This is a genomic window from Kitasatospora sp. NBC_01287, from assembly GCF_026340565.1.
Classification (GTDB): Bacteria; Actinomycetota; Actinomycetes; order Streptomycetales; family Streptomycetaceae; genus Kitasatospora.
Map to the genome: position 1 here is coordinate 670,017 of NZ_JAPEPB010000002.1, position 22,158 is coordinate 692,174.

At 77.3% G+C, this 22,158-nt stretch carries 8 protein-coding genes; all 8 read right to left on the reverse strand.

Annotated features, from left to right (window positions below):
- Positions 1-7: 7 nt before the first annotated feature.
- Entirely contained in the window at positions 8-1,681 is a 1,674-nt protein-coding gene (locus OG455_RS39985) for an ABC transporter ATP-binding protein (protein WP_266301679.1), read from the reverse strand.
- Positions 1,678-2,484 carry an ABC transporter permease gene (locus OG455_RS39990; RefSeq protein ID WP_266301680.1) on the reverse strand — a complete coding sequence of 269 codons (807 nt, stop codon included), beginning with the start codon at positions 2,482-2,484 and terminating at the stop codon, positions 1,678-1,680. Before OG455_RS39990 ends, OG455_RS39985 begins: the two co-directional genes overlap by 4 nt.
- Positions 2,481-3,470 (reverse strand): ABC transporter permease, encoded by a 990-nt coding sequence (locus tag OG455_RS39995; RefSeq protein WP_266301681.1) that lies wholly within the window; start codon positions 3,468-3,470, stop codon positions 2,481-2,483. Before OG455_RS39995 ends, OG455_RS39990 begins: the two co-directional genes overlap by 4 nt.
- Positions 3,455-5,116 carry an ABC transporter substrate-binding protein gene (locus tag OG455_RS40000; RefSeq protein ID WP_266301682.1) on the reverse strand — a complete coding sequence of 554 codons (1,662 nt, stop codon included), beginning with the start codon at positions 5,114-5,116 and terminating at the stop codon, positions 3,455-3,457. The genes OG455_RS39995 and OG455_RS40000 overlap by 16 nt, the downstream gene beginning before the upstream one ends.
- Before the next feature lie 242 nt (positions 5,117-5,358).
- A complete protein-coding gene (locus tag OG455_RS40005) occupies positions 5,359-6,336 on the reverse strand; it encodes an LLM class flavin-dependent oxidoreductase (protein ID WP_266301683.1) in 978 nt (325 codons plus the stop codon).
- Positions 6,337-6,414: 78 nt separating this feature from the next.
- Complete coding sequence (locus tag OG455_RS40010) at positions 6,415-8,328, reverse strand: HAD family hydrolase (protein ID WP_266301684.1); 1,914 nt, start codon at positions 8,326-8,328, stop codon at positions 6,415-6,417.
- Positions 8,325-11,456, reverse strand: coding sequence for a beta-ketoacyl synthase N-terminal-like domain-containing protein (locus tag OG455_RS40015; protein WP_266301685.1), 3,132 nt, complete (start codon positions 11,454-11,456; stop codon positions 8,325-8,327). Before OG455_RS40015 ends, OG455_RS40010 begins: the two co-directional genes overlap by 4 nt.
- 15 nt (positions 11,457-11,471) lie before the next feature.
- The gene (locus OG455_RS40020) at positions 11,472-22,142 is read right to left on the reverse strand and encodes a type I polyketide synthase (protein WP_266301686.1); all 10,671 of its coding nucleotides are present in this window, start codon (positions 22,140-22,142) and stop codon (positions 11,472-11,474) included.
- Between the last annotated feature and the right edge of the window lie 16 nt (positions 22,143-22,158).

Below are 22,158 nucleotides of genomic sequence, written 5' to 3' on the forward strand. Positions count from 1 at the left end.
CCCTCTCCTACGACTGGTGTGACGGTGACTGGTGCGACGGTGACTGGTGCGACGGTGCGTCGGGCGTGCTGGGCAGCCGCGGCACGGCGGCCAGCAGCTCCTGGGTGTACGGGTGCCGTGGTGCCTCGAAGACCCGCGCGGCCGGCCCTGACTCGACCACCCGCCCGTCCTTCATCACCAGCACCCGGTGGCTGAGCCGGCGGACCACGCCGAGGTCGTGCGAGATGAGGACGAAGGCCACGCCCAGCCGCTCGCGCACCCGCTCGAAGAGGTCCAGGATCTGGGCCTGCACGGTGGCGTCCAGCGCCGAGACCGGCTCGTCGCAGACCACCACCTCGGGACGCGGGGCCAGCGCGCGGGCGATGGCCAGCCGCTGGCGCTGGCCGCCGGACAGGTCGCGGCCCATCCGGTCGAGCAGGCCGGCGGCCAGCCCCACGTCGTCCAGCAGCTCGGCGATCCGCGCCGGCCGCTCGGCCGCCGGCAGGCCGATGGCGCTCAGCGGCTCGGCCAGCAGGCGGCGCACGGTGTAGCGCGGGTCGAAGGAGGCGAGCGGGTCCTGGTGGACCAGCTGCACCCGCCGCCGGGCCGAGCGGCGTTCGGCCCCGCGCAGTTCGGCCCAGCTCCGGCCGCCGAGTTCGACGGACCCGGTGTCGGGGCGGACCAGGCCGGCGAGCATCCGGCCCACCGTGGTCTTGCCGGAGCCCGACTCGCCGACGATGCCGAGGCTCTCCCCGGCCCGGACCTCCAGATCGACCCCGTCCACCGCGCGCAGCACCGCGCGGTCCGGCAGCCGGTAGGACTTGGCCAGCCCCGCCGCCCTCAGCAGCACCGGCCCCGGCCGCCCGAGCGGCGCGGCGCTGCGGCTGCCGTCGGGCACGGCGGCGACCAGCTCGCGGGTGTACGGGTGGACGGGGGCGCGCAGCACCCGCTCGGGCGGGCCCTGCTCGACGAACCGCCCCTGGTGCATCACGTGCACGTGGTCGGCGATCTCGGCGACCAGGCCCAGGTCGTGGCTGATCAGCAGCACGGCGGTGCCGCCGGCGGTGCGTTCGCGCAGCAGCCGCAGCACTTGGCGCTGCACGGTGGCGTCCAGCGCGGTGGTCGGCTCGTCGGCGATCAGCAGCTCGGGGCGGGCCGAGAGCGCGGCGGCGATCAGGGCCCGCTGGCGCAGGCCGCCGGAGAGCTCGTGCGCGAACTGCCGGGCCCGCTGCTCCGGGCGCGGCACGCCCGCCTCGGCCAGCAGCCGCACGGCCTCGGCCGGCAACTCCCTTGCCGCGACGGTGCGGTGCTCCCGGGCGGCCTCGGTGACCTCGGCGCCGATCCGGCGCAGCGGGTCGAGCGAGCCGAGCGCGTCCTGCAGCACGTAGCCGATCCGCCGCCCGCGCAGGGCGCGCCACTGGCGGTCGGTGCGCCCGCGCAGGTCGGTGCCGTCGAAGCGCAGCCGCTCGGCGGCCACCGCGGCGTCCCGGCCCGCCAGCCCGAGCAGCGCGCGGGCGGTGACGCTCTTGCCGGAGCCGGACCCGCCGACCAGGGCCACCACCTGGCCGCGCCGGATCCGCAGCGAGACGCCGCGCACCGCCTCGACGGCGCCACCGCTCGCGGGGAAGCGCACGGTCAGGTCCTCGATCTCGACCAGCGGCCCTGGGTCAGCCCTTCCGGGCCCTGGGTCCTCGGGGTTCATCGCTGCCTCCGGTCGAGGGTCTGCTGCAGGTGGCGGCCGACCACCGAGACGGCCAGCACGGCGGCGGTGACGGCGGCCCCGGGGAAGGCGGCGGTCCACCAGGCGATCCCGAGGAACTCCCGGCTGCCGGCCAGCATGGCGCCCCACTCCGCCGTGGGCGGTCGCGGTCCCAGGCCGACGAAGCTCAGGCTGGAGCCGGCCACGATGGTCGCGCCGAGCGAGACCACGCCGAGCGCGAGCACCGGGCCCAGCGCGTTGGGCAGCACGTGGCGCGCCACCACCTCGATCCGGCGCCGGCCGAAGCCGTGGGCGGCCTCGATGTAGGGGCGGTTGCGCAGGCCGATCACCTCCGCCCTGGCGACCCGGGCGAAGCCGGGCAGCGAGACGATCGCCAGGCCCAGCGTGGCCGGACCGCTGCCGGGGCCGAGCACCGCGACCACCAGGAAGACCAGCAGCAGCCCCGGCACCGAGAGCAGCACGTCCAGCAGCCGGCCGAGCAGCTGGTCGACCAGCCGCCCGCCCTGCGCCGCCGCCACGCCGAGCACGGTGCCGCCGACCAGGGCCAGGGCCACCGCGCCGGTGCCGATCAGCAGCGAGGGCCGCGCGCCGTAGACGATCCGGGCGTACAGGTCGCGCCCGTTCTGGTCGGTGCCGAGCAGGTGGGCGCCGCTCGGCGCGCGCAGCAGGGCGCCCAGGTCGGTGGCGTTGGGGTCGGTGCCGGTGAAGAGCGCGGGCGCCAGCGCCATCGCCGCCAGCACCGCGAGCACGGCGAGGCCGGCCCAGAGCCCGAAGCGGCGGCTCATCGCGCACCCCCGGCCTGGCGCGAGCGCGGGTCGATCAGCCACTGCAGCACGTCGACCGCGGTGTTGAGCAGCGCGAAGACCGTCGCGGCCAGCAGCACCAGGGCGAGCACCACGGGCATGTCCTTGTTCTGCACGGCGCTGAGCAGCAGGCGGCCGATCCCCTGCCGGGAGAAGACGATCTCCACCACCACCGCGCCGCCGACCAGCGAGCCGGCCAGCCAGCCGAAGAGCGCGGTGGCCGGCAGCAGCGCGTGGCGCAGCGCGTGCCGCAGCAGCACCGCCCAGCCGCTGATCCCGCGGGCGCGGGCGGTGGTGGCGAAGGGCTCCTCCAGTGCCCGCAGCAGCCCCTCGCGCAGCACCTGCGCGATCACGGCGGTCGGCGCGGCGGCCAGCGCGAGGGTGGGCAGCACCAGGCCGGGCAGGCCCGGGGCACCGATCGCGGGCAGCCAGCGCAGCTGGAAGGAGAAGACCGTGAGCAGCAGCAGGCCGGTCCAGAACGGCGGCAGCGCGACCACCAGGGACTCGATCGCGGCGGCCGCCGCGCGCACCCGGCGCCCGGCCCTGGCAGTGGCCAGCGCCAGCAGCAGCGCGCCGGCGGCGGTCACCAGCAGGGTGGCGAGCAGCAGTTGGGCGGTGGCCGGCAGCTGGGCGCCGATCGCCTGGCGGACCGGCTGGCGCAGCACGTAGGAGTCGCCGAGGTCGCCGTGCAGCAGCCGGCCCAGGTAGGTCGCGTACTGCAGCGGGAGCGGGTCGTCGAGGCGGTACTGGGCCGCGATCGCGGCCCTGGTGGCGGGGGTGACGGCGGCGCCGGCCAGCAGCACGTCGGCGGTGCCGCCGGGCATCAGGTGCAGCAGCAGGAAGGCGGCGGTGACCGCGCCCCAGAGCACGGCGAGCGAGGTGGCCAGGCGCAGCAGGACGAAGCGGGCCAGGGCCAGGCGGTCCTGGCCGGCGGGCCGGGCCGCCCGCGCGGTCAGGAGGCCAGCCATGCGCCGTAGAAGTCCGGGGTGCCGTCCACGTCGAAGGTCACCCCCTGGACGGCGGAGCGGGCGGCCAGCGAGGAGAGCGGGGAGTAGATCGGGAAGACCGCGGCGTCCTGGGTGATCCGCTGCTGCACCTGGTCGTAGGCGTGCTCGCGGTCGGCCTCGGTCGCGGCCTGGTCGGCGGTCTTGAACAGCTGCTCGACGGCGGGGTTGTCGTAGCGGGAGACGTTGTTGCTGATCCCGCGGGCGGCGGTGGGGATGTTCGCGGCGCTGAAGAGCACCCGCAGCACATCGGGATCGGGGGCGGCGAAGCTGGTGTCGATCAGGTCGTAGTCCCCGGCCAGCAGGCGCTTGACGTAGGTGCCGGAGTCGACGTTCTGCTCGACGATCTCGATGCCCAGCGCCTTGGCCTGGCCCTGGATCTGCACCGCCAGGTCCTGGATCGATGGGTTGGACCACAGGTGGCGCAGGCTGAGCCGCACCCCGTCCTTGGTCCGGTAGCCCTGCGCGTCCCGGCCGGTCCAACCCGCCTGGTCGAGCAGCTTGTTCGCGTCCGCGACGTCGGTGCGGTAGGAGCCGGCGACCGAACTGTCGTAGCCCGGCGTGGTGGTGGAGAGCGGGCCCTTGGCCGAGGGGTAGAGCCCGAAGAAGAGGCCCTGCACGATGGTGGACCAGTCGATCCCCTCGCGCACGGCCTGACGGACCGACAGGTCGGCCAGCGGCCCGGAGGCGGTGTTCGGCCAGTAGCTGTAGTTGGCGCCCGGGTAGGGGGAGTCGTGCAGGGTCAGGCCCGGGGTGTCGCGCACGGTGCGCAGGCCGATGGGCGAGAGCGCGGTGGCCGCGTCCACCTGGCCGCTGGTCAGCGCGCCGCCGCGGGTCGAGTCGTCCGGCACCACGGTCAGCTCGATGCCGTCCAGGTGGGCCGGGCCGCCCGGGGAGAGTGCGGCGGGCGCCCAGGCGTAGCCGGGGTTGCGGGTGTAGGTGATGCCCTTCTGCGAGACGAAGCCGGTGTCGCTGCGGAACGGGCCGGTGCCGACGATCCTGGTGCAGAGGGTGGCCGGCGGCGCGGTGAGGGTCTTGGGCGACTCGATGCCGAGGTTGGGGGTGGCCAGGGCGCCGAGCAGGCCGGAGTCCGGGCTGCGCAGGGTGATCTCCACGGTGTGCGGGTCCACCGCGCGCGAGGAGGCGTAGGAGGCCAGCAGGCCGGCGGCGAGCATGGACTTGGTGGCCGGCGCCACCACCTGGTCCAGGTTGGCCACCACGGCGGCCGCGTCGAAGGGCGTGCCGTCGGTGAAGGTCACCGAGTCGCGCAGGTGCAGGGTGTAGGTCAGGCCGTCCGGCGAGACCTGCCAGGAGGTGGCGAGCCAGGGGTGCAGCGCGCCCTTGGCGTCCTGGTAGACGAGCGAGTCGAGGATCGGGCGGGCGAAGAGGCGCGCCGCCTGGGTGGGGCTCTGGTGCGGGTCCAGGCAGTCGGGCTGGGTGGCCACCGCCAGGCGCAGGGTGCCGCCGGCGCGGGGCGGTCCGGCCGCCGGGGTCGCGCCCGCTCCGCCGGCGCCGGCGGAGCAGCCGGACAGCGCCCCCAGGAGCAGCGCGGCGATGCCGGCCGCGGCGGCGGGACCGCGGTGTCCGCGGAACCAGGTGGCAGAGTCCATCGTTGTCCTCGCTGCTCCAGGGGCCGCCGGTGGCCGTGCCCCTCGTCCGTTCGCCGGCGCCCTCGGTGCGCGCCGGTGCCTGTCGGGCAGCCACGATGGTGCAGCGGGCTAAACCCGCTCTGAACCGGTGCGGGCCGGCCCGGCACGTCGACGGCCCGGCCCCTGGGCGGGGTCGGGCCGTCGACGTGTGGTGGGGTGATGGTCCGTCAGATCGCTTGTCAGGTTCCTTGTCAGATCACTTGTCAGATCGCCTTGGTCAGCAGCTCGTAGGAGCGCACCCGGGCCTCGTGGTCGGGGACCTGGGTGAGCACGAAGAGCTCGTCGGCGCGGGTCTGCTGGAGCAGTTCGCGCAGCCGGGGGCCGACCGCCTGCGGGGAGCCGACGAACTGCGGGGCGATCCGCTCGTGCAGGAAGGCCCGCTCGGCCGGCGAGAAGGGGTGGGCGGCGGCCTCCTCCTCGGTGGGCAGCACGGTGTTCGGGTCGGTGGTGCGCATCCGGATCTGGCCCAGCACGAAGGCGTTGGCCAACCGGTGCGCGCGCTCGTCGGTGTCGGAGACGACGGCGATCACGGCCACCCCGGCGTGGGGTTCGGGCTGCTCGGCCGTGGGCCGGAACGCCGCGCGGTAGGCGTGCAGCGCCTCCGGGGCGCCGCCGCCGACGATGGCGTGGGCGTAGACGTAGGGCAGCCCGTGCCGGCCGGCGTAGCGCGCGCTGTCCGCGCTGGAGCCGACCAGCCAGAGCCGGGGCGCCACCTCGGGCTCCGGCACCGCCCGCACGCCCCGCAGTCCGCCGCTGAAGTAGGCCCGCAGATCCTCCAGTTGCCCGTCGAAGCCGCGCCCCGTCGGATCGCCGAGCAGGGCGGCCGCGGCGGGCGAACCGCCGCCGGCCCGGCCCAGGCCCAGGTCGACCCGGCCGTGGTGGAGGCCGGCGAGCATCCCGAACTGCTCGGCCACCGCCAGGGTGGCGTGGTTGGGCAGCAGGACCGCACCCGAGCCGACCCGGATCGAGCTGGTGGCCGCCAGGATCTGCCCGGCCAGCACCGCGGGGCTGGAGGCGGCCAGCGCCGGCGTGCTGTGGTGCTCCGCGACCCAGTACCGCGTGTAGCCCAGGGTCTCCACGGCGCGGGCCAGTTCGACCGAGCGCCGGAGCGCGTCGCCGGCCCGGTCACCCCGCCAGACCGGGGCCGTGTCGTGCACCGATATCGCGATCGCCTCGGTCAAGGCGCTCTCCTCCCGCATGCTGCGCCCGGTGCGCCAACGCGTCGCACCCTTGTACGATCCAGTTAAGTCGAGGGCCCCTCAGGTTGTCAACGCCGCTCCCGGCTCGGGCACCAGGTCCGGCGCCGCGGCCAGCGTCAGGTGGGCGGGCACCTGCGGCAGCGCGCCGCCCGCGCCGAGCGGATGGACGAAGCTCGCGGCCGCCTCGGTGCGCTCCAGCACCGCGAAGCCGTAGTGCGGGTAGAAGTCGGCGACCTTGGCGTTCTTGGCCGTGCGCAGGTAGCTGCCGCGCACCGCCGTGAAGCCGGCCGCCTCCGCCCGCTCCAGCAGCGCCGCCAGGCAGGCCTGCTCGATGCCCCGGGAGAAGACCCGGCAGCTCAGCACCAGGTTGTCGACCACCAGCTCGCGCCCCACCGCGCGCAGGAAGACCGCGCCGACGATCCCGTTGCTCCCGAACCGGTCGCCCGCCGCCAGCGCGAGCACCCGGCCGGCCCCGCCCTCGGCCAGCTCGCGCACCTCGGGGACCCCGAGGCGCTCCGTGGTGAGGTTGAACTGGTTGGTCCGAAGCGTCAGTTGCGAGATCCTCTGGTACTCGGCCGGGGTGGCCGCGGCCAGCTCGACCCGGACCTGGAGGTCGGCCAGGAAGTGCTCGGCCGATCCGGCGGCGGAGAGGAACTCCGCGCGCGCCGACTCCTCCTGGTAGCGCCGGGTGCGCACCCGGTCCTCCGCGGTCACCTCGGTGGTGGCGAACCAGCCGTCGGCCAGCAGGCGGTGCACGTGCTCGGCCGGGTCGCCGTCCAGCGGCACCACCGCCGCGGCGGGCAGTTCGGCGCGCACCGCAGCGCACTCGTAGCGGCTGTCGTCGGCGAAGACCAGGCTGTCCGCGCCGAGGTTCAGCTCCGCCGCCAGGGTGCGCAGGTTCTCCGGCTTCGGCGCCCAGTTGGCCAGCACCCGGACGAAGTCCGCCTCGCGCACCAGCAGGTCGGGATGCTCGCGCAGCACGGTGCGCACCGGCTCCTGGTCGTTCTTGCTGACCGCGGCCAGCAGCACCCCCTGCGACTGGAGCTGCTTGAGCACCCCCTGGAAGCGGTGGAAGGCCTCGCCGCGGCGCCCGTGCGCCACTTCGATCCCCTCGATCCCGTCGTCGCCGAGCACCCCGCCCCAGAGCGTCTGGTCCAGGTCGACCGCCAGCACCTTCTTCGCCCGCCCGCCGCGGGCCCGCACCAGGTGGGCCAACTCCCTCGCGTAGGAGGCCAGCAGGGGATCGGAGAGGTGCGCGCCCGCGTAGACGTCGAAGCGCGGGTCGGTCAGCGGCACCGCCTCGGTGAGCAGCGGGTCGAGGTCGAGGACCACCAGCCGCTCGTCCGCCCCGGCCAGGCCGAGCAGCTCGGCGTTGGCGGTGCGCCAGGTCGCGCCGAGCCGGGCCCGGGCGGCGTGGTCCAGCAACTGGACCTGCCAGGTCCTGGGCAGCGGCACGGTGTTGAGCACCAGGGTGGCACCGGTGCGCGCGGTGAAGCCGGTGGCCAGGGAGCGCCAGAGCGCGAGCTTCTCGGTGAGCGCGGCGGCCACGTCCTCGGCGGTGAACGGCACCGGGACCCGCTCGAAGACCGCCGTGTGGTCCAGCACGCAGACGGTCAGCCAGGCCGGGTCGGCCGGCTGGTCGGCGGCCGGGTCGCCCAGGTCGAAGACGTAGGAGCCGTAGTCGGCCACCCGCACCTCGGGCAGGTAGCCGTGCCGGGCCAACTCCCCCACCAGCGCGGTCCGCAGAGAGTTCAGCAGGCCCGATCCGGTCAGCTGGACCCTGGCCGTCGGCAGGTCGGGGTGCAGGGCGCGCAGCTCGGCGGGCTCCAGCCGGGCCAGCAGGCGGGCCGCGGCGGCCGCCCGCTCGCCGTCGAGTCCGGCGAGCAGGCCCGGCACGCGGTCGAAGTTCCGTTCCAGCAGCCCACGTTGGTGCAGATCGCGCAGCTCGGCCAGCGCGTCGTCGGCGGTCTTCATCGCACGGGCTCCAGTTCGTCGGCGGTCAGCGAGTCGTGCAGGTGCCGGGCGAGGTCGCGCGCGGTGCGGTGCTCCAGCACCGCGACCGGTCCGATCTCCACCCCGGTCCGGTGGGAGAGGCGGGTGGCGGTCTCCAGCGCGCCGAAGGAGGTCAGGCCGGCCGCCGTCAGGTCGTCCTGCGGCCCGAGGACCGGCGCGCCGGGGCCCAGCGCCTCCGCGACGGCGGCGAGCACCCAGTCGACCAGCGCCTCGTAGCGCGACTCGCGCGGCAGCGCGGCCGATTCGGGCGGCCGCGCCCCGGTGGCCACCACCGCCGGCGCGGCGGGGGCGGCGGTCCTGGCCAGCCAGTAGTGCCGGTGCTGGAACGGATACGTCGGCAGCCCGGCCGGATCGGCCGCGGGTCCGGCCCCGAGCAGGCCGGCCCAGTCCACCGGCACCCCGGCGGCGTACAGCTGCCCGAGCGCGTGCAGGAAGGCGCGTGCCTCGACGGCGGGACCGCGCAGCAGCGGCACCGCCGCCACCGCCTCCCGCCGCTCCGCCACCAGGCAGTCCGCGACCAGCCCGGTGGCGGTGGTGTCCGGACCGATCTCGACGAAGGCGTCCACCGCCAGCTCCTCGCGCAGGGTGCGCACGCAGTCGAGGAACCGGACGGTGCCGCGCGCCTGCGCGGACCAGTGGTCGGGCGCGGCCAGCTCGGCGCGGCTCACCAGCGCCCCCGAGCGGTTGCCGGCCAGCGGCACCTGCGGCTCGCTGACGACCAGTCGGCGGGCGGCGGCCTCGATCGCGGGCAGCGCCGGGTCCAACTGGGCCGAGTGGAAGGCCTGGCCGACCCGCAGCAGCTTGGTGCGGACGCCCTCGGCGCGGAACTCGGCGGCCAGCTCGCGCACCGCCGCCGCCGTACCGGAGACCACCGTGGAGCGCGGCCCGTTGACGGCGGCCAGCGCCAACTCGCCCGGCGGCCAGGCCGCCAGCCGCGCCGCCACCCGCGCCTCGTCGGCCCGCAGCGCGACCATCAGCCCCTCGCCCGGCACGGCCTGCATCGCCCGGGCCCGGGCGACCACCAGGTCGGCGGCCCCGTCCAGGGTGAGCGCGCCCGCCAGGTGGGCCGCCGCCAGCTCGCCGATCGAGTGGCCGGTCACCGCCACCGGCTCGACGCCGAGCGAGCGGGCCAGCCGGGCCAGCGCCACCTGGGTGGCGAAGAGCGCGGGCTGGGCGTACTCGGTCCGTTCGAGCAGGCCGGCCCCCGGCCCCTCGGGCACACCGAGCACGAGTTCGCGCAGCGCCGGCCCCTCGTCCCCGCCCTGTGCGGCGCGGGCCCGGTCCACGGCGGCGCAGGCGGCGTCGAAGGCCGCCGCGTAGGCCGGAAAGCCCTCGTGGAGCCCGCGCCCCATGCCCGGGCGCTGGGTGCCCTGGCCGCTGAAGACGAAGGCGACCCGGCGGGGCCGGGCCGCGTGGCCGCTGCCCGCGCCGGCCAACCGGTCCAGCTCGGCGGCGAGTTCGGCGGCGTCCGCGCCCACCGCGACCGCGCGGTGGCGGAACGCGGTGCGCCGCAGCAGCGCGCGGGCGACGGCCGCCGGATCGCCCGGCGGCCGCTCGGCCAGCACCGCGCGCAGCCGGGCGGCCTGCGCCGCCAGCGCCTCGGGCGTGCGCGCGGAGAGCACCCAGGGCACGGCGGCCGGCGGCCGGGGCTCGGCGGACGGCTGATCCGCGAGCTCGGCGGCCTCAGCGGGCTCGGCGGGCTCAGCGACAGGCCCGGCGGGCACGGCCGCAGGCGCGCGGGTCGGCGGCGCCTCGATCACCAGGTGCGCGTTGGTCCCGCTGATCCCGAACGAGGAGACCGCCGCCCGCCTCGGCCCGCTCGCCCGGGCGGGCCAGGGCCGGGCGCGCCCGAGCAGCTCCACCCGCCCCGCCGGCCAGTCCACGAACTCCGAGGGCTGCTCGGCGTGCAGGCTCGCCGGGAGCACCCCGTGCCGCATCGCCTCGATCATCTTGATCACCCCGGCCACCCCGGCGGCGGCCTGGGTGTGGCCGAGGTTGGACTTCACCGAGCCCAGGTAGAGCGGCGCGGAGCGCTCCGCGCCCCCGTAGGCGGCCAGCAGCGCGGCGGCCTCGATCGGGTCGCCGAGCACCGTGCCGGTGCCGTGCGCCTCCACGGCGTCCACCTCGTGCGGCGCCAGGGCGCCGGCCCGCAGCGCGGCCTCGATCACCTTGCGCTGGGCGGGCGCGCTGGGCGCGGTGAGCCCGTTGCTGGCCCCGTCGGAGTTGACCGCCGAGGCCCGCAGCAGCGCGAGCACCGGGTGGCCGTGCCGCTCGGCGTCGGACAACCGCTCCAGCACCAGCAGGCCGGCCCCTTCGCCGAAGCCCGTCCCGTCCGCGCCCTTGCCGAAGGGCTTGCAGCGCCCGTCGGCCGCCAGACCGCCCTGGGCCGCGAAGTCGGCGAAGACCCGGGAGGTGGCCATCACGGTGGCTCCCCCGGCGAGCGCCAGGTCGCACTCGCCGCCGCGCAGCGCCTGCGCCGCCAGGTGGATCGCGACCAGCGAGGAGGAACAGGCGGTGTCGACGGTCAGCGCGGGCCCCTCGAAGCCGAAGGAGTAGGCCAGGCGCCCGGAGGCGATGCTGGCGGCGTTGCCGGTCATCAGGTAGCCCTCCAGCTCGGCGGGCGCGGTGCCCGGCGGCGGGGCGTACTCCTGGTAGATCACCCCGGCGTAGACACCGGTCCTGCTGCCGCGCAGCTCGCCGGGGGCGATCCCGGCGCGTTCCAGCGCCTCCCAGCCGACTTCGAGCAGTTGGCGCTGCTGCGGGTCCATCGCGGTGGCCTCCGCCGTCCCCAGCCCGAAGAAGCCCGCGTCGAAGCCGCCGGCGTCCGCGAGGAAGCCGCCGGCCGCCGCCGCGCGCAGCGCCGCCTGGTCCCAGCCCCGGTCCAGGGGCGGCGCGCCGATCGCGTCGCCGCCGTGCTCGACCAGCCGCCACAGCTCCTCGGGCGAGCCCACCCCGCCGGGGTAGCGGCAGGCCATGCCCACCACGGCCACCGGGTCGGCCTCGGTGCTCGCGGCCAGTTCGCGCTTCACCCTGGCCAGTTCCTCGGTGGTCCAGCGCAGGTACTCGACCAGCTTCTGTTCGTCCGTCACAGTCCTTGCCGCCTCTCAGGATCGGAGTTCCGAGTCGATGAACCGGAACAGCTCCTCGGCTGTCCGCGGGATCTGCGGGTCGGCGCCCGGCGCGGCCGGCGCGCCCGCCTCGGCCCGGTCGGCCCCGGCGGGCCCAGCGGCCTCGGCGGGTCCGGTGGCCCCGGCGGGCCCAGCGGCCTCGGCGGGTGCCTCGGGCCGCAGCCGCTCCAGCAGGTGGTCCGCGAGCGCCGCGGGGTTCGGGTGGTCGAAGACCAGGGTGGCCGCCAGCCGCAGCCCGGTGGCCCGGCCAAGCCGGTTGCGCAGCTCGACGGCGGTCAGCGAGTCGAAGCCGAGCTCCTTGAAGCTGCGCGCGTCGAACTCCTCGCCTGCCGCACCCGTCGCGGCGGAGGCGCCGGGCGCCCGGCCCAGCACCGTCGCCACGTGCTGCTCGACCAGCCCGGTGACCAGCTCCCTGGCCAGCGCCGCCGAGGCGGCGGCGATCCGGGCCGGCAGGCCCTCGGCACCCGGCTCCGGCGCGGCGGCCACCGCGCCGGAGCGGACCAGCGAGCGCAACGGCGGTGCGAGGTACGGCAGTCGGGCCAGGCTCGCCAGGTCGAGGCGGACGGCCACCGGGGTCGGGTCGGCGCCCCGCAGCGCGGCATCGAGCAGCTCCAGGCTGCGGGCCGCCGAGAGCGGCAGCACGCCCGAACGCGCCATCCTGGCCCGGTCGGTGGCCGAGAGTTCACCGGTCATCGCGCTCTCGGACTGCCACAGGCCCCAGGCCACCGACACCGCCGGCAGGCCCTGGCCCGCCCGCACGGTGGCCAGCGCGTCCAGGAAGACGTTGGCCGCCGCGTAGGCCCCCTGCCCCGGACTGCCCACCACGCCCGCCGCGGAGGAGAAGAGCACGAAGGCGGCCAGGTCGGCCTGCCGGGTGAGCCGGTGCAGGTGCCAGGCGCCGTCCGCCTTGGGCCGCAGCACCGCGTCCAGCCCCTCGGCGTCCAGCCCCTCCAGCGTCGCGTCGTCCAGCACGCCGGCCGCGTGCACCACGGCGGTCAGCGGGTGCTCGGCCGGCACCCGACCGAGCAGCCGCAACACCTCCGCCTCCTCAGCCACGTCGGCCGCCACCGCCACCACCCGCGCACCCAGGCCGGTCAGTTCGGCGTGCAGCGAGTGCCCGGCCGGGGTGTCCAGGCCGCGGCGCCCCACCAGCAGCAGGTGCCGCACGCCGTGCTGCTCGACCAGGTGACGGGCGACCAGCCGGCCGACACCGCCGGCGGCTCCGGTGACCAGCACCGTGCCGTCCGGGTCCAGCGGCCGCGGCAGCCGCAGCGCGACCTTGCCGGTGTGCCGGGCCAGGCCGAGGTGGCGCAGCGCGCGCCCCGCCTCGGCCACCTCCCAGGCGGTCACGGTGAGCGGGGCCAGCACCCCGCTCCCGAAGAGTTCGGTGAGCTCGGCGAGCATCCGCCCGATCCGCTCGGGCGCCAACTCGGCCAGGTCGAAGGCCTGGTAGCTGACCTGGTGCCGGGCGGCCACCACGGCGGGGTCGCGCGGGTCGGTCTTGCCCATCTCGATGAAGCGGCCGCCGGGCACCAGCAGGTCGAGCGAGGCGTCGGTGAACTCGCCGGCCAGGGCGTTCAGCACGATGTCCACCCCGCGCCCGCCGGTGGCCGCGCGCACCGCGTCGGCGAAACCGAGGTCGCGCGAGTTGCCGGTGCGCTCGGCGGCCAGCCCGGCGGCGCGCAGGGCCGGCCACTTGCCGGGGCTCGCGGTGCCGAAGACCTCGATGCCCCAGTGCCGGGCCAGTTGCAGGGCGGCGCCGCCGACCCCGCCGGCCGCCGAGTGCAGCAGCAGCCAGTCACCCGGCTCGGCCCCGGCCAGGTCGCGCAGGGCGTGGTAGGCGGTCAGGAAGACCGCCGGCACAGTGGCCGCCTGAGCGAAGGAGAGGCCTGCCGGGATCGGGGCCAGCAGCCGGTGGTCGGTCACCGCGCGCGGGCCGATGCCGCCGGGGACCAGCCCCATCACCCGGTCACCGGGCCGCAGCGCGCCGGCCCGCGGACCGACGGCGAGCACCACGCCGGCCGCCTCGGTGCCGAGTTCGGCCGCGCCCGGGTAGAGGCCGAGCGCGAGCATCGCGTCGCGGAAGTTGAGCCCGGCGGCGCGGACCGCGAGCCGGACCTCGCCCGGGGCCAGCGGCTCCTCGGCGACGGGCCTGCGCACCAGGTCGTCCACCGTTCCGCTGCCGCCGGTGGCCAGCCGCCAGTTGCCCTCGGGCTCGGCGGGCGCCGCCTCGCGGCGGCGCAGCCGGGGCACCAGCAACTGCCCGTCCCGGACCGCGAGCTGCGGCTCGGAGCCGGTCAGCTGTGCCGACGGCACCTCGGCCACCGGGCCGTCGACCAGCGTGATCCGGCCGGGCTCCTCGGCCTGCGCGCTGCGCACCAGGCCCCAGAGCGCCGCGCTGCCCAGCGCCGTGGGGCGCTCCCCCGGCACGGCCGCCACCGCGCCCGCGGTGGCCACCACCAGGCGGGTGGCGCGCAGCGCGGGCTCGGCCAGCGCCTGGCGCAGGGTCTCGGCCACGCCGAGCAGCACCGCGCGCAGCCCGGCCGGGTCGAACTCCCCGTCGCGCTCCGCGGCCGGCTCGGGCACCGGGAGCACCAGCACCTCGGGGGGCGGCTCACCGGCGGCGAGCGCGGCCAGCAGCGCCGCCAGGTCGGCCGCGCCGGCGCCGGCCAGGGTCCGGTGGGCACCCTCACCGCCCGGCGCGGCAGCGGGGGCGGAACCGAGGGCGGGGGCGGGTTCCCAGACCAGCTCGTGCAGCACCGAGCCGGAGCCGGCCGCCGCCGTCCGGAAGGCGACGGCCGCCACCTCGGCGACCGGCTCGCCGCCCGGCCCTGCCAGCAGCACCGCGACGGTGTCGTCCGCCGTACGGCGCAGCCGGACCCGGACGGTCGCGGGCGCGTCGGCGTAGCGGCTGAAGCCGTGCCAGGTGAACGGCAGCCGGACCCCCTCGGCGCTCGGCAGCAGCCCGGCGACGCCCGCCGCGTGCAGCGCGGCGTCCAGCACGGTCGGCGCGAGCGGGTAGCCGGGCAGCGGGGGCGGGCTCAGCTCGGCGTAGACGTCCGCGCCGTCGCGCCAGGCGGCCCGCAGGCCCTGGAAGGCCGGGCCGTAGTGGTAGCCCTGGGCGGCCAGTTCGGCGTAGTGGGCGGAGACGTCGACCGGCTCGGCCCCGGCCGGCGGCCAGGCGGGCAGCGGCGCCGGGGTGGCGGCGGTCGGCGCGAGGGTGCCGGTGGCGTGCGTGGTCCACGGCGCGCCCAGCGGGTCGGCGCTGCCAGGAGCGCCCGCCGCCCTGGCGTGCACGCCGACCGGGCGCCGGCCGTCCGGCTCGGGGGGACCGACGGTGAGCTGCAGCTCCACCGGCTCGTCGGCCAGCGGCAGCGGCCGTTGCAGGGCGAGTTCGGCCACCGTGGCGGCGCCGGCCAGCCCGCCGGCGAAGGAGGCCAGCTCGGCCAGCACCGCCCCGGGGACCAGCACGGTGCCGTCCACCGCGTGGTCGGCCAGCCAGGGCTGCCGGTCCAGGGCGAGCCGGCCGTGCAGCACCAGGGCGTCGGCGTCGGCGGTGCGCACCGCGTCGGTGAGCAGCGGGTGGCCGAGCCGGCCGGCGGCGGGCGCGGTGGGGGCCGCGTCCAGCCAGTGGCGCCGGCGGTCGAAGGCGTAGGTCGGCAGCGGGGGCAGCAGCGGCCGGGGCCGGTCCGCGCCGAGTCCGGCGGTCCAGTCGACGGGCACCCCGTGCACCCAGGCCTCGGCGGCGGAGCGCAGCATCCGCTCCAGGTGCCCCTCGTCGCGGCGCAGCGTGCCGAGCACCACGTGCCGGTCGGCGGGGCCGGCCTCGGCCTCCAGGGTCTCCTGCACGGCGGGGGCCAGCACGGGGTGCGGGCTGACCTCGATGAAGACCTCGTGCCCGGCCTCGGCGGCGGCGGTCACCGCGTGCTGCAGCAGCACCGTGGCCCGCAGGTTGCGGTACCAGTAGCCGGGCTGGGCGTAGTGCGGGTCACCGGGCTCGACCTCGGTGCCCGTGACGGTGGAGAAGATCCGGGCGGCGAAGTCCGGCGCGGGCGCCACCTCGGGCAGCACCGCCAGCAACTCCGCCTCCAGCCCCTCGACCTGCGCCGTGTGCGAGGCGTAGTCGACGTCGACCAGCTTGGCCCGCAGCCCGGCCGAGCGCAGCTCCTCGCGCAGCCGGCGCACCGCCCGCACCTCGCCGGCCAGCACGGTGGCCGTCGGCCCGTTGAGCGCGGCCACCTCGACCGCGCCGCCGTACGCCGCGAGCAGCGGCCGCAGCTCCTCCTCGCGCTGCGCGACCGAGAGCATGGCGCCACCGCCGGCCAGCGCCCGCAGCGCGCGGCTGCGCAGCGCGACCACGGCGGCGGACTCCGCCAGGCCCGTCGCCCCGGCGGCCAGCGCCGCCGCGATCTCGCCCTGCGAGTGGCCCACCACGGCGGCCGGGCGCACCCCGAGCGACTCCCAGAGCGCGGTCAGCGCGGTCATCACCGCCCAGAGCAGCGGCTGCACCACGTCGACCTGGCGCGGGTCGGCGCCGCGCCCGTGCAGGGTCTCCAGCAGCGACCAGCCGGTGAGCGGGTCGAGCGCGGCCGCGCACTCCGCCAGGCGCGCGGCGAAGACCGGTGACTGGTCGAGCAGTTCGCGCGCCATCCCGTCCCACTGGGCGCCCTGCCCGGGGTAGAGGAAGACCGGGGTGCGGGTGCCGGTGGCCCGCCCGGTGACCAGCCCGGGGCTGGGTCGCCCCTCGGCCAGCGCGCCGAGCCCCTCCCGGGCCTGCGCCGCGTCGGTCGCGACGATGGCCGCGCGGTGCTCGAAGGCGCCGCTGGTGCGGGCCAGTTCGGCGGCGACCGCGGCGAGCGACAGCTCCGGGTGGGCAGCCAGGTGGGCGGCCAGCCGCCGGGCGCGCTCGCGCAGCGAACGCTCCGAACGGGCCGCGAGCACCAGGACCGCCGGCCGCTCGGGGTGCCGCGCGGGCTCCACCGGGCCGGACGGCACGGACAGCGCGGACAGCGCGGACAGCGCGGACGGCGCGGACAGCGCGGACGGCGCGGACGCAGCGGACGGCTCCGGCCGGGCGGGCGGATCGGCCGGTGCCACGTCGGAGGAGGCGGGCGGCTCCTCCAGCACGACATGGGCGTTGGTGCCGCTCATGCCGAAGGCCGAGACGGCGAACCGGCGCGGGTGCCCGTCCGGCTCCCAGGGCACCGGATCGGTGAGCAGCGCCACCCCGCCGCGCTCCCAGTCGACGTGGCGCGAGGGCCGGTCCACGTGCAGGGTGCGGGGCAGCGTGCGGTGCGCCAGTGCCTGCACCATCTTGATGATCCCGCCGACCCCGGCGGCGGCCTGGGTGTGGCCGATGTTGGACTTCAGCGAGCCGACCAGCAGCGGCCGCCGCGCCGGGCGCGCCGCGCCGTAGGCGGCGAGCAGCGCGCGGGCCTCCACCGGGTCGCCGAGCGTGGTGCCGGTGCCGTGCGCCTCCACGGCGTCGACCTCGGCGGCGCTCAGCCCCGCGTCGTGCAGCGCCTCGCGGATCACCCGCTCCTGCGCCAGGCCGCTGGGGGCGGTGAGGCCGTTGCTGGCGCCGTCCTGGTTGACGGCGCTGCCCCGCAGGACGGCGAGCACGGGGTGGCCCCGGCGGCGGGCGTCGGAGAGCCGCTCGACCAGCAGCATGCCGACGCCCTCGCTGAAGCCGGTGCCGTCGGCGCTGTCCGCGAAGGCCCGGCACCGCCCGTCCGGGGAGAGCCCGCGCTGGCGGCTGAACTCCACGAAGGTGTCCGGGGTGGCCATCACGGTCGCGCCGCCGACCAGGGCGAGGTCGCACTCGCCCGCGCGCAGGGCGCGGGCGGCCAGGTGCAGGGCGACCAGCGAGGAGGAGCAGGCGGTGTCCACCGTGACGGCGGGGCCCTCCAGGCCGAAGGTGTAGGAGATCCGGCCCGAGGCCACGCTGCCCGCGCTGCCGGTGCCCAGGTAGCCGCCGTGCTCGCGCGGGTCCCCCTGCGCGCGGCCGCCGTACTCGGTGTAGATCAGCCCGACGTAGACGCCGGTGCGCGAGCCGCGCAGCTCCGCCGGGTCCAGCCCGGCACGCTGGAACGCCTCCCAGGCGGTCTCCAGCAGCAGCCGCTGCTGCGGGTCTGCCGCCCGTGCCTCGCGCGGGCTCAGTTCGAAGAAGTCGGCGTCGAACTCGGCGGCGTCGTGCAGGAATCCGCCCTGGCGCACGTACGCGGTGCCGGGGTGGTCGGGGTCGGCGTGGTAGAGCGCCTCCAGGTCCCAGCCCCGGTCGGTGGGGAACGGGCCGATCACGTCCCCGCCGCGCTCCAGCAGCTGCCACAGCTCCTCGGGGGTGGTCACGCCGCCCGGGTAGCGGCAGGCCATCGCGCTGACCACGATCGGGTCCGCGAGCGGATCGGTCGGCCGCTGGGCGGGCTCGACGGGCCTCGACGCGGCCGAGGGCGCACCGGTGTCCGGGTCGGCCGCCAGGTGGCGGGCGAGCGCGCGCGGGGTGGTGTGGTCGAAGACGACGGTGGCCGGCAGCCGGCGGCCGGTGGCCCGGCCGAGGTGGTCGCGCAGCCGGACGGCGGTCAGCGAGTCCAGGCCCAGCTCGCGCAGCGGGCGGTCGGGGCGGATCTCGCTCGGGGAGTCGTAGCCCAGGATCCCGGCGACCGCGCGGACCACCGTGTCGAGCAGCCGCTCCTCGCGCCTCGTCGCGGAGAGTCCGGCCAACGCGGAGGGCCCGGCCGGCGCGGAGAGTCCGGCCCGCGCGGACGGGTCTGTGTCGGAGGGCTCGGCGGGCGTGCTGCGGACGGTCGGGACGGCGGGCAGCAGGCGGATGGCGGGCCGCGCCGGGTCGGGGGCTGCGTCCGGGGCTGCGTCCGGGGTGGGGAGGGTCACCGGGCGCAGCCGCAGCTCGGCGACGCTGAGGCAGGGGCGGCCGGCCGCGTCGGTGGCCGTGAGGCGGACCGTCTCGGGGCCGGTCCACACCGCACGCGCCCGGGCCGGCCGGTCGGCGCCGGGGTGCAGACGCAGGCCGCGCCAGCTGAACGGCGCCAGCACGGCGCCCGCGCCCGCGCTCTCGGTCTCGGTCTCGGTCTCGGTCTCGGTCTCGCTCTCGCCCGCGCTCTGGCCCGACCGCCGGCCCAGGAACGCGGCTTGGACCATGCCGTCCAGCAGCGCCGGGTGCACCAGGTGCCCGGCCGGGTCCAGCTCCGCCAACTCCGCCTCCACCGCCCCCTCGCGCAGCCGGGCGGCCCGCACCGTGCGCAGCGCGGGGCCGTAGTGCACGCCCAGCTCGGCGAGCGCGGCGTACCCGGCCTCGACGTCGACATCGAGCGGGGTGCCCTCGGCGTCGGCGTCGGCGTCGGCGAATTCCCCGAGCGCCTCGACGGCCTCGGCCGCCTCCAGTGTCGCGACGGCGTGCAGCTGCCAACGGCCGTCCGCCGTCCGGCTGTGCACCCGGATCGAGGTGGCGTCCGACTCGGCGTCCACGGTCACCTGGAGCGGCAGGCCCGGGACGGCGTCGAGCGGCGCCAGCAGCGTCAACTCCTCGATCCCGGCGCCGCCCAGGCGCGCGGCGGCGGCCAGCACCAGCTCCGCGACGGCGCTGCCGGGCAGCACCGCCCGCTCGCCCAGCCGGTGCTGGATGACCCAACTGTCCGGGTTGTCCGGGCTGTCCGGCAGCGCGCCGCCGCCCGGGAGCGCGCCGGAGAAGACCAGGCCGCGTCCGTCGGCCCGCTCCACGACCGCGCCGAGCAGCGGATGGCCGCCCGCCTCCGGTGAGACGGGACCGGCCGGTGCGGCGGGATCGGCGGGATCGGCCGCGCGGTTGGCCGCCAGCCAGAGCCGCCGCTCCTGGAAGGCGTAGGTCGGCAGCGGCACAGCTCGGCCCTGCGGCGTGCCCGGCCAGTCGACGGCGGCGCCACCGGCATACAACTCGCCTGCTGAGAGCAGAAGTTGATCGAGTCCGCCATGGTCGCGGCGGAGCGTGGCGGTGGCCCGACCCGGCAGCTCGGCCTCCTCCAGGGTGTCGCGCAGCGCGGCCGTGAGCACCGGGTGCGGGCTGACCTCCAGGAAGCGCCGGTGGCCCGCCCGGGCCAGCGCCCGGACGGTCTGCGCCAGTTGGACCGGCTCGCGCAGGTTGGTGTACCAATAGGCGGCGTCCAGGCCCACGGTGTCGAACTCGGCGGCGGTGACCGCGGAGTGGAACGGGATCCTGGCCCGCTGCGGGCGCAACCCGGCGAACTGGCGCAGCAGTTCTGGGCGCAGCTGTTCCACCGCCGCCGAGTGCGAGGCGTAGTCGACCGGGATCAGCCGGGCCCGCACGCCGTCCCGCTCGCAGGCGGCCACGAACTCCCGCACCGCTCCCGCCTCCCCGGAGACCACCGTGGCACGCGGCCCGTTGACGGCGGCCACCGCCGCGCCGGCCCCGAGTCGGGCGGCCGCCTCGGCCGCGCCCAGTTCGACCGAGGCCATCGCGCCGGTCCCCGCGATGGCCAGGATCGCCTTGCTCCGTCCGGCGACCAGCGCGGCCGCCTGCTCCAGGTCGAGCGCGCCCGCGACGTAGGCGGCGGCGATCTCGCCCTGGGAGTGGCCCACCACCGCGGCCGGTTCCACCCCCAGCTCCCGCCAGGCGGCGGCGAGCGAGACCATCACCGCGAAGAGCGCGGGCTGGACCACGTCCACCCGCTCCAGCAGCGCCGGTTCGTCCCCGGCGACCGCCTGCCGCAGGTCCCAGTCGGTGTGCGGGGCGAGCGCGGCGGCGCACCGCTCCAGCTCGGCGCGGAAGGCCGCGTTGGAGAGCAGGAGTTCGCGCGCCATGCCGACCCACTGGGAGCCCTGGCCGGGGAAGACGAAGACCGGCCGGCCCGGCGGCTCCGCCTCGCCGACGGCCGCCCTGGCCGACGGGATCCCCTGCTCGACCTCGGCCAGACCGCGCTCGAAGTCCGCGAGCCGGCGCCCCACCAGAACGGCCCGGTGGGTCAGCGCGGCACGCGCCGTGCGCAGCGTGTGGGCGACATCGGCGGGGGCCAGCTCCGGGTGCTCCGCCAGGTGTGCGCGCAGCCGCCCGGCCTGCTCGGCGAGCGCCCGCTCGGTGTGGCCGGACACCAGCCAGACCACCGGGTCCCGGCCGGACGGCTCGGCGGCCGCCGGCGACTCGGCGGGCGCCGGCGACTCGGCGGATACCAGCGACTGAGCGACCGTCAGAGACTCTACCGCCGAGGACAGTTGGGCCGGCGTCCCCGGCTCCGCGGGCGCCTGCGGACCGGCGGGCTCCGGCGGCGCCTCCAGGACGACGTGGGCGTTGGTGCCGCTGATCCCGAACGAGGAGACCGCGGCCCGGCGCGGCCGGTCCAGCCCCGGCCAGGCCCGCTCCTCGGTGAGCAGCGCCACGCCGCCGTCCCAGTCGATGTGCGGCGAGGGCTGCTCGGCGTGCAGGGTCGCCGGGAGCACCCCGTGCCGCATCGCCAGCGCCATCTTGATCACGCCGCCGACCCCGGCCGCCGCCTGGGTGTGCCCGATGTTGGACTTGAGCGAGCCGAGCCAGACCGGATCGGCGGCCGACCGGGCCGCGCCGTAGGTGGCGAGCAGCGCCCCGGCCTCCACCGGGTCGCCGAGGCGGGTCCCGGTGCCGTGGCCCTCGATCACGTCGACGTCCTGGGCGCCGAGCCCGGCGTCGGCGAGGGCGGCGCGGATGACGCGCTGCTGCGCCGAGCCGTTGGGGGCGGAGAGCTGGGTGCTCGCACCGTCCTGGTTGACCGCGCTGCCGCGCAGCACGGCGACCACCGGATGGCCCTCGCGCAGCGCGTCGGAGAGCCGCTCCACCAGGAGCAGCCCGACGCCCTCCGCCCAGCCGGTGCCGTCCGCGTCCGCCGCGTAGGCCTTGCAGCGGCCGTCCGGGGAGAGGCCGCGCTGGCGGCTGAACTCCACGAAGGTGGCCGGGGTGGCCATCACGGTCGCGCCGCCCGCCACCGCGAGCCGGCAGTCGCCGCGCCGCACCGCCTGGGCGGCGTAGTGCAGGGCCACCAACGAGGAGGAACAGGCGGTGTCCACCGTGACGGCGGGGCCCTCCAGGCCGAAGGTGTAGGAGATCCGCCCGGAGGCGATGCTCCCGGCGCTGCCGGTGCCGATGAATCCCTCGAACCCCTCCGGTGCGCGGGTGTGCCGCGACCCGTAGTCGCCGTACATCACGCCCGCGAAGACGCCGATCTGCTCCCCGGCGAGCGAGCGCGGGTCGAATCCGGCGCGCTCGAACAGCTCCCAGCTGGTCTGCAGCAGCAGCCGCTGTTGCGGGTCGATCGCCAGCGCCTCGCGCGGGCTGATGCCGAACAGCTCGGCGTCGAAGTCCGCCGCCGCGTGCAGGAACCCGCCCTCGGCGGCGTAGCTGGTGCCCTCCCGGTCGGGGTCCGGGTCGATCAACCGGTCCAGCGGCCATCCCCGGTCGGTGGGGAAAGGGGTGATCGCGTCGGTGCGCGTCGCCACCAGCCGCCACAGGTCCTCCGGCGAGCGCACCCCGCCGGGGAAGCGACAGGCCATGCTGACGATCGCCAGGGGTTCCCGGGCGGCCTGCTCGGCCTGCTCCAGCGCGGCACGCGCGCGCAGCAGGTCGGCGGTGGTCCGCCGGAGGTAGTCGCGGAGCCGGTCCTCGTTCTCCATCGGTGGGCAACTCTCC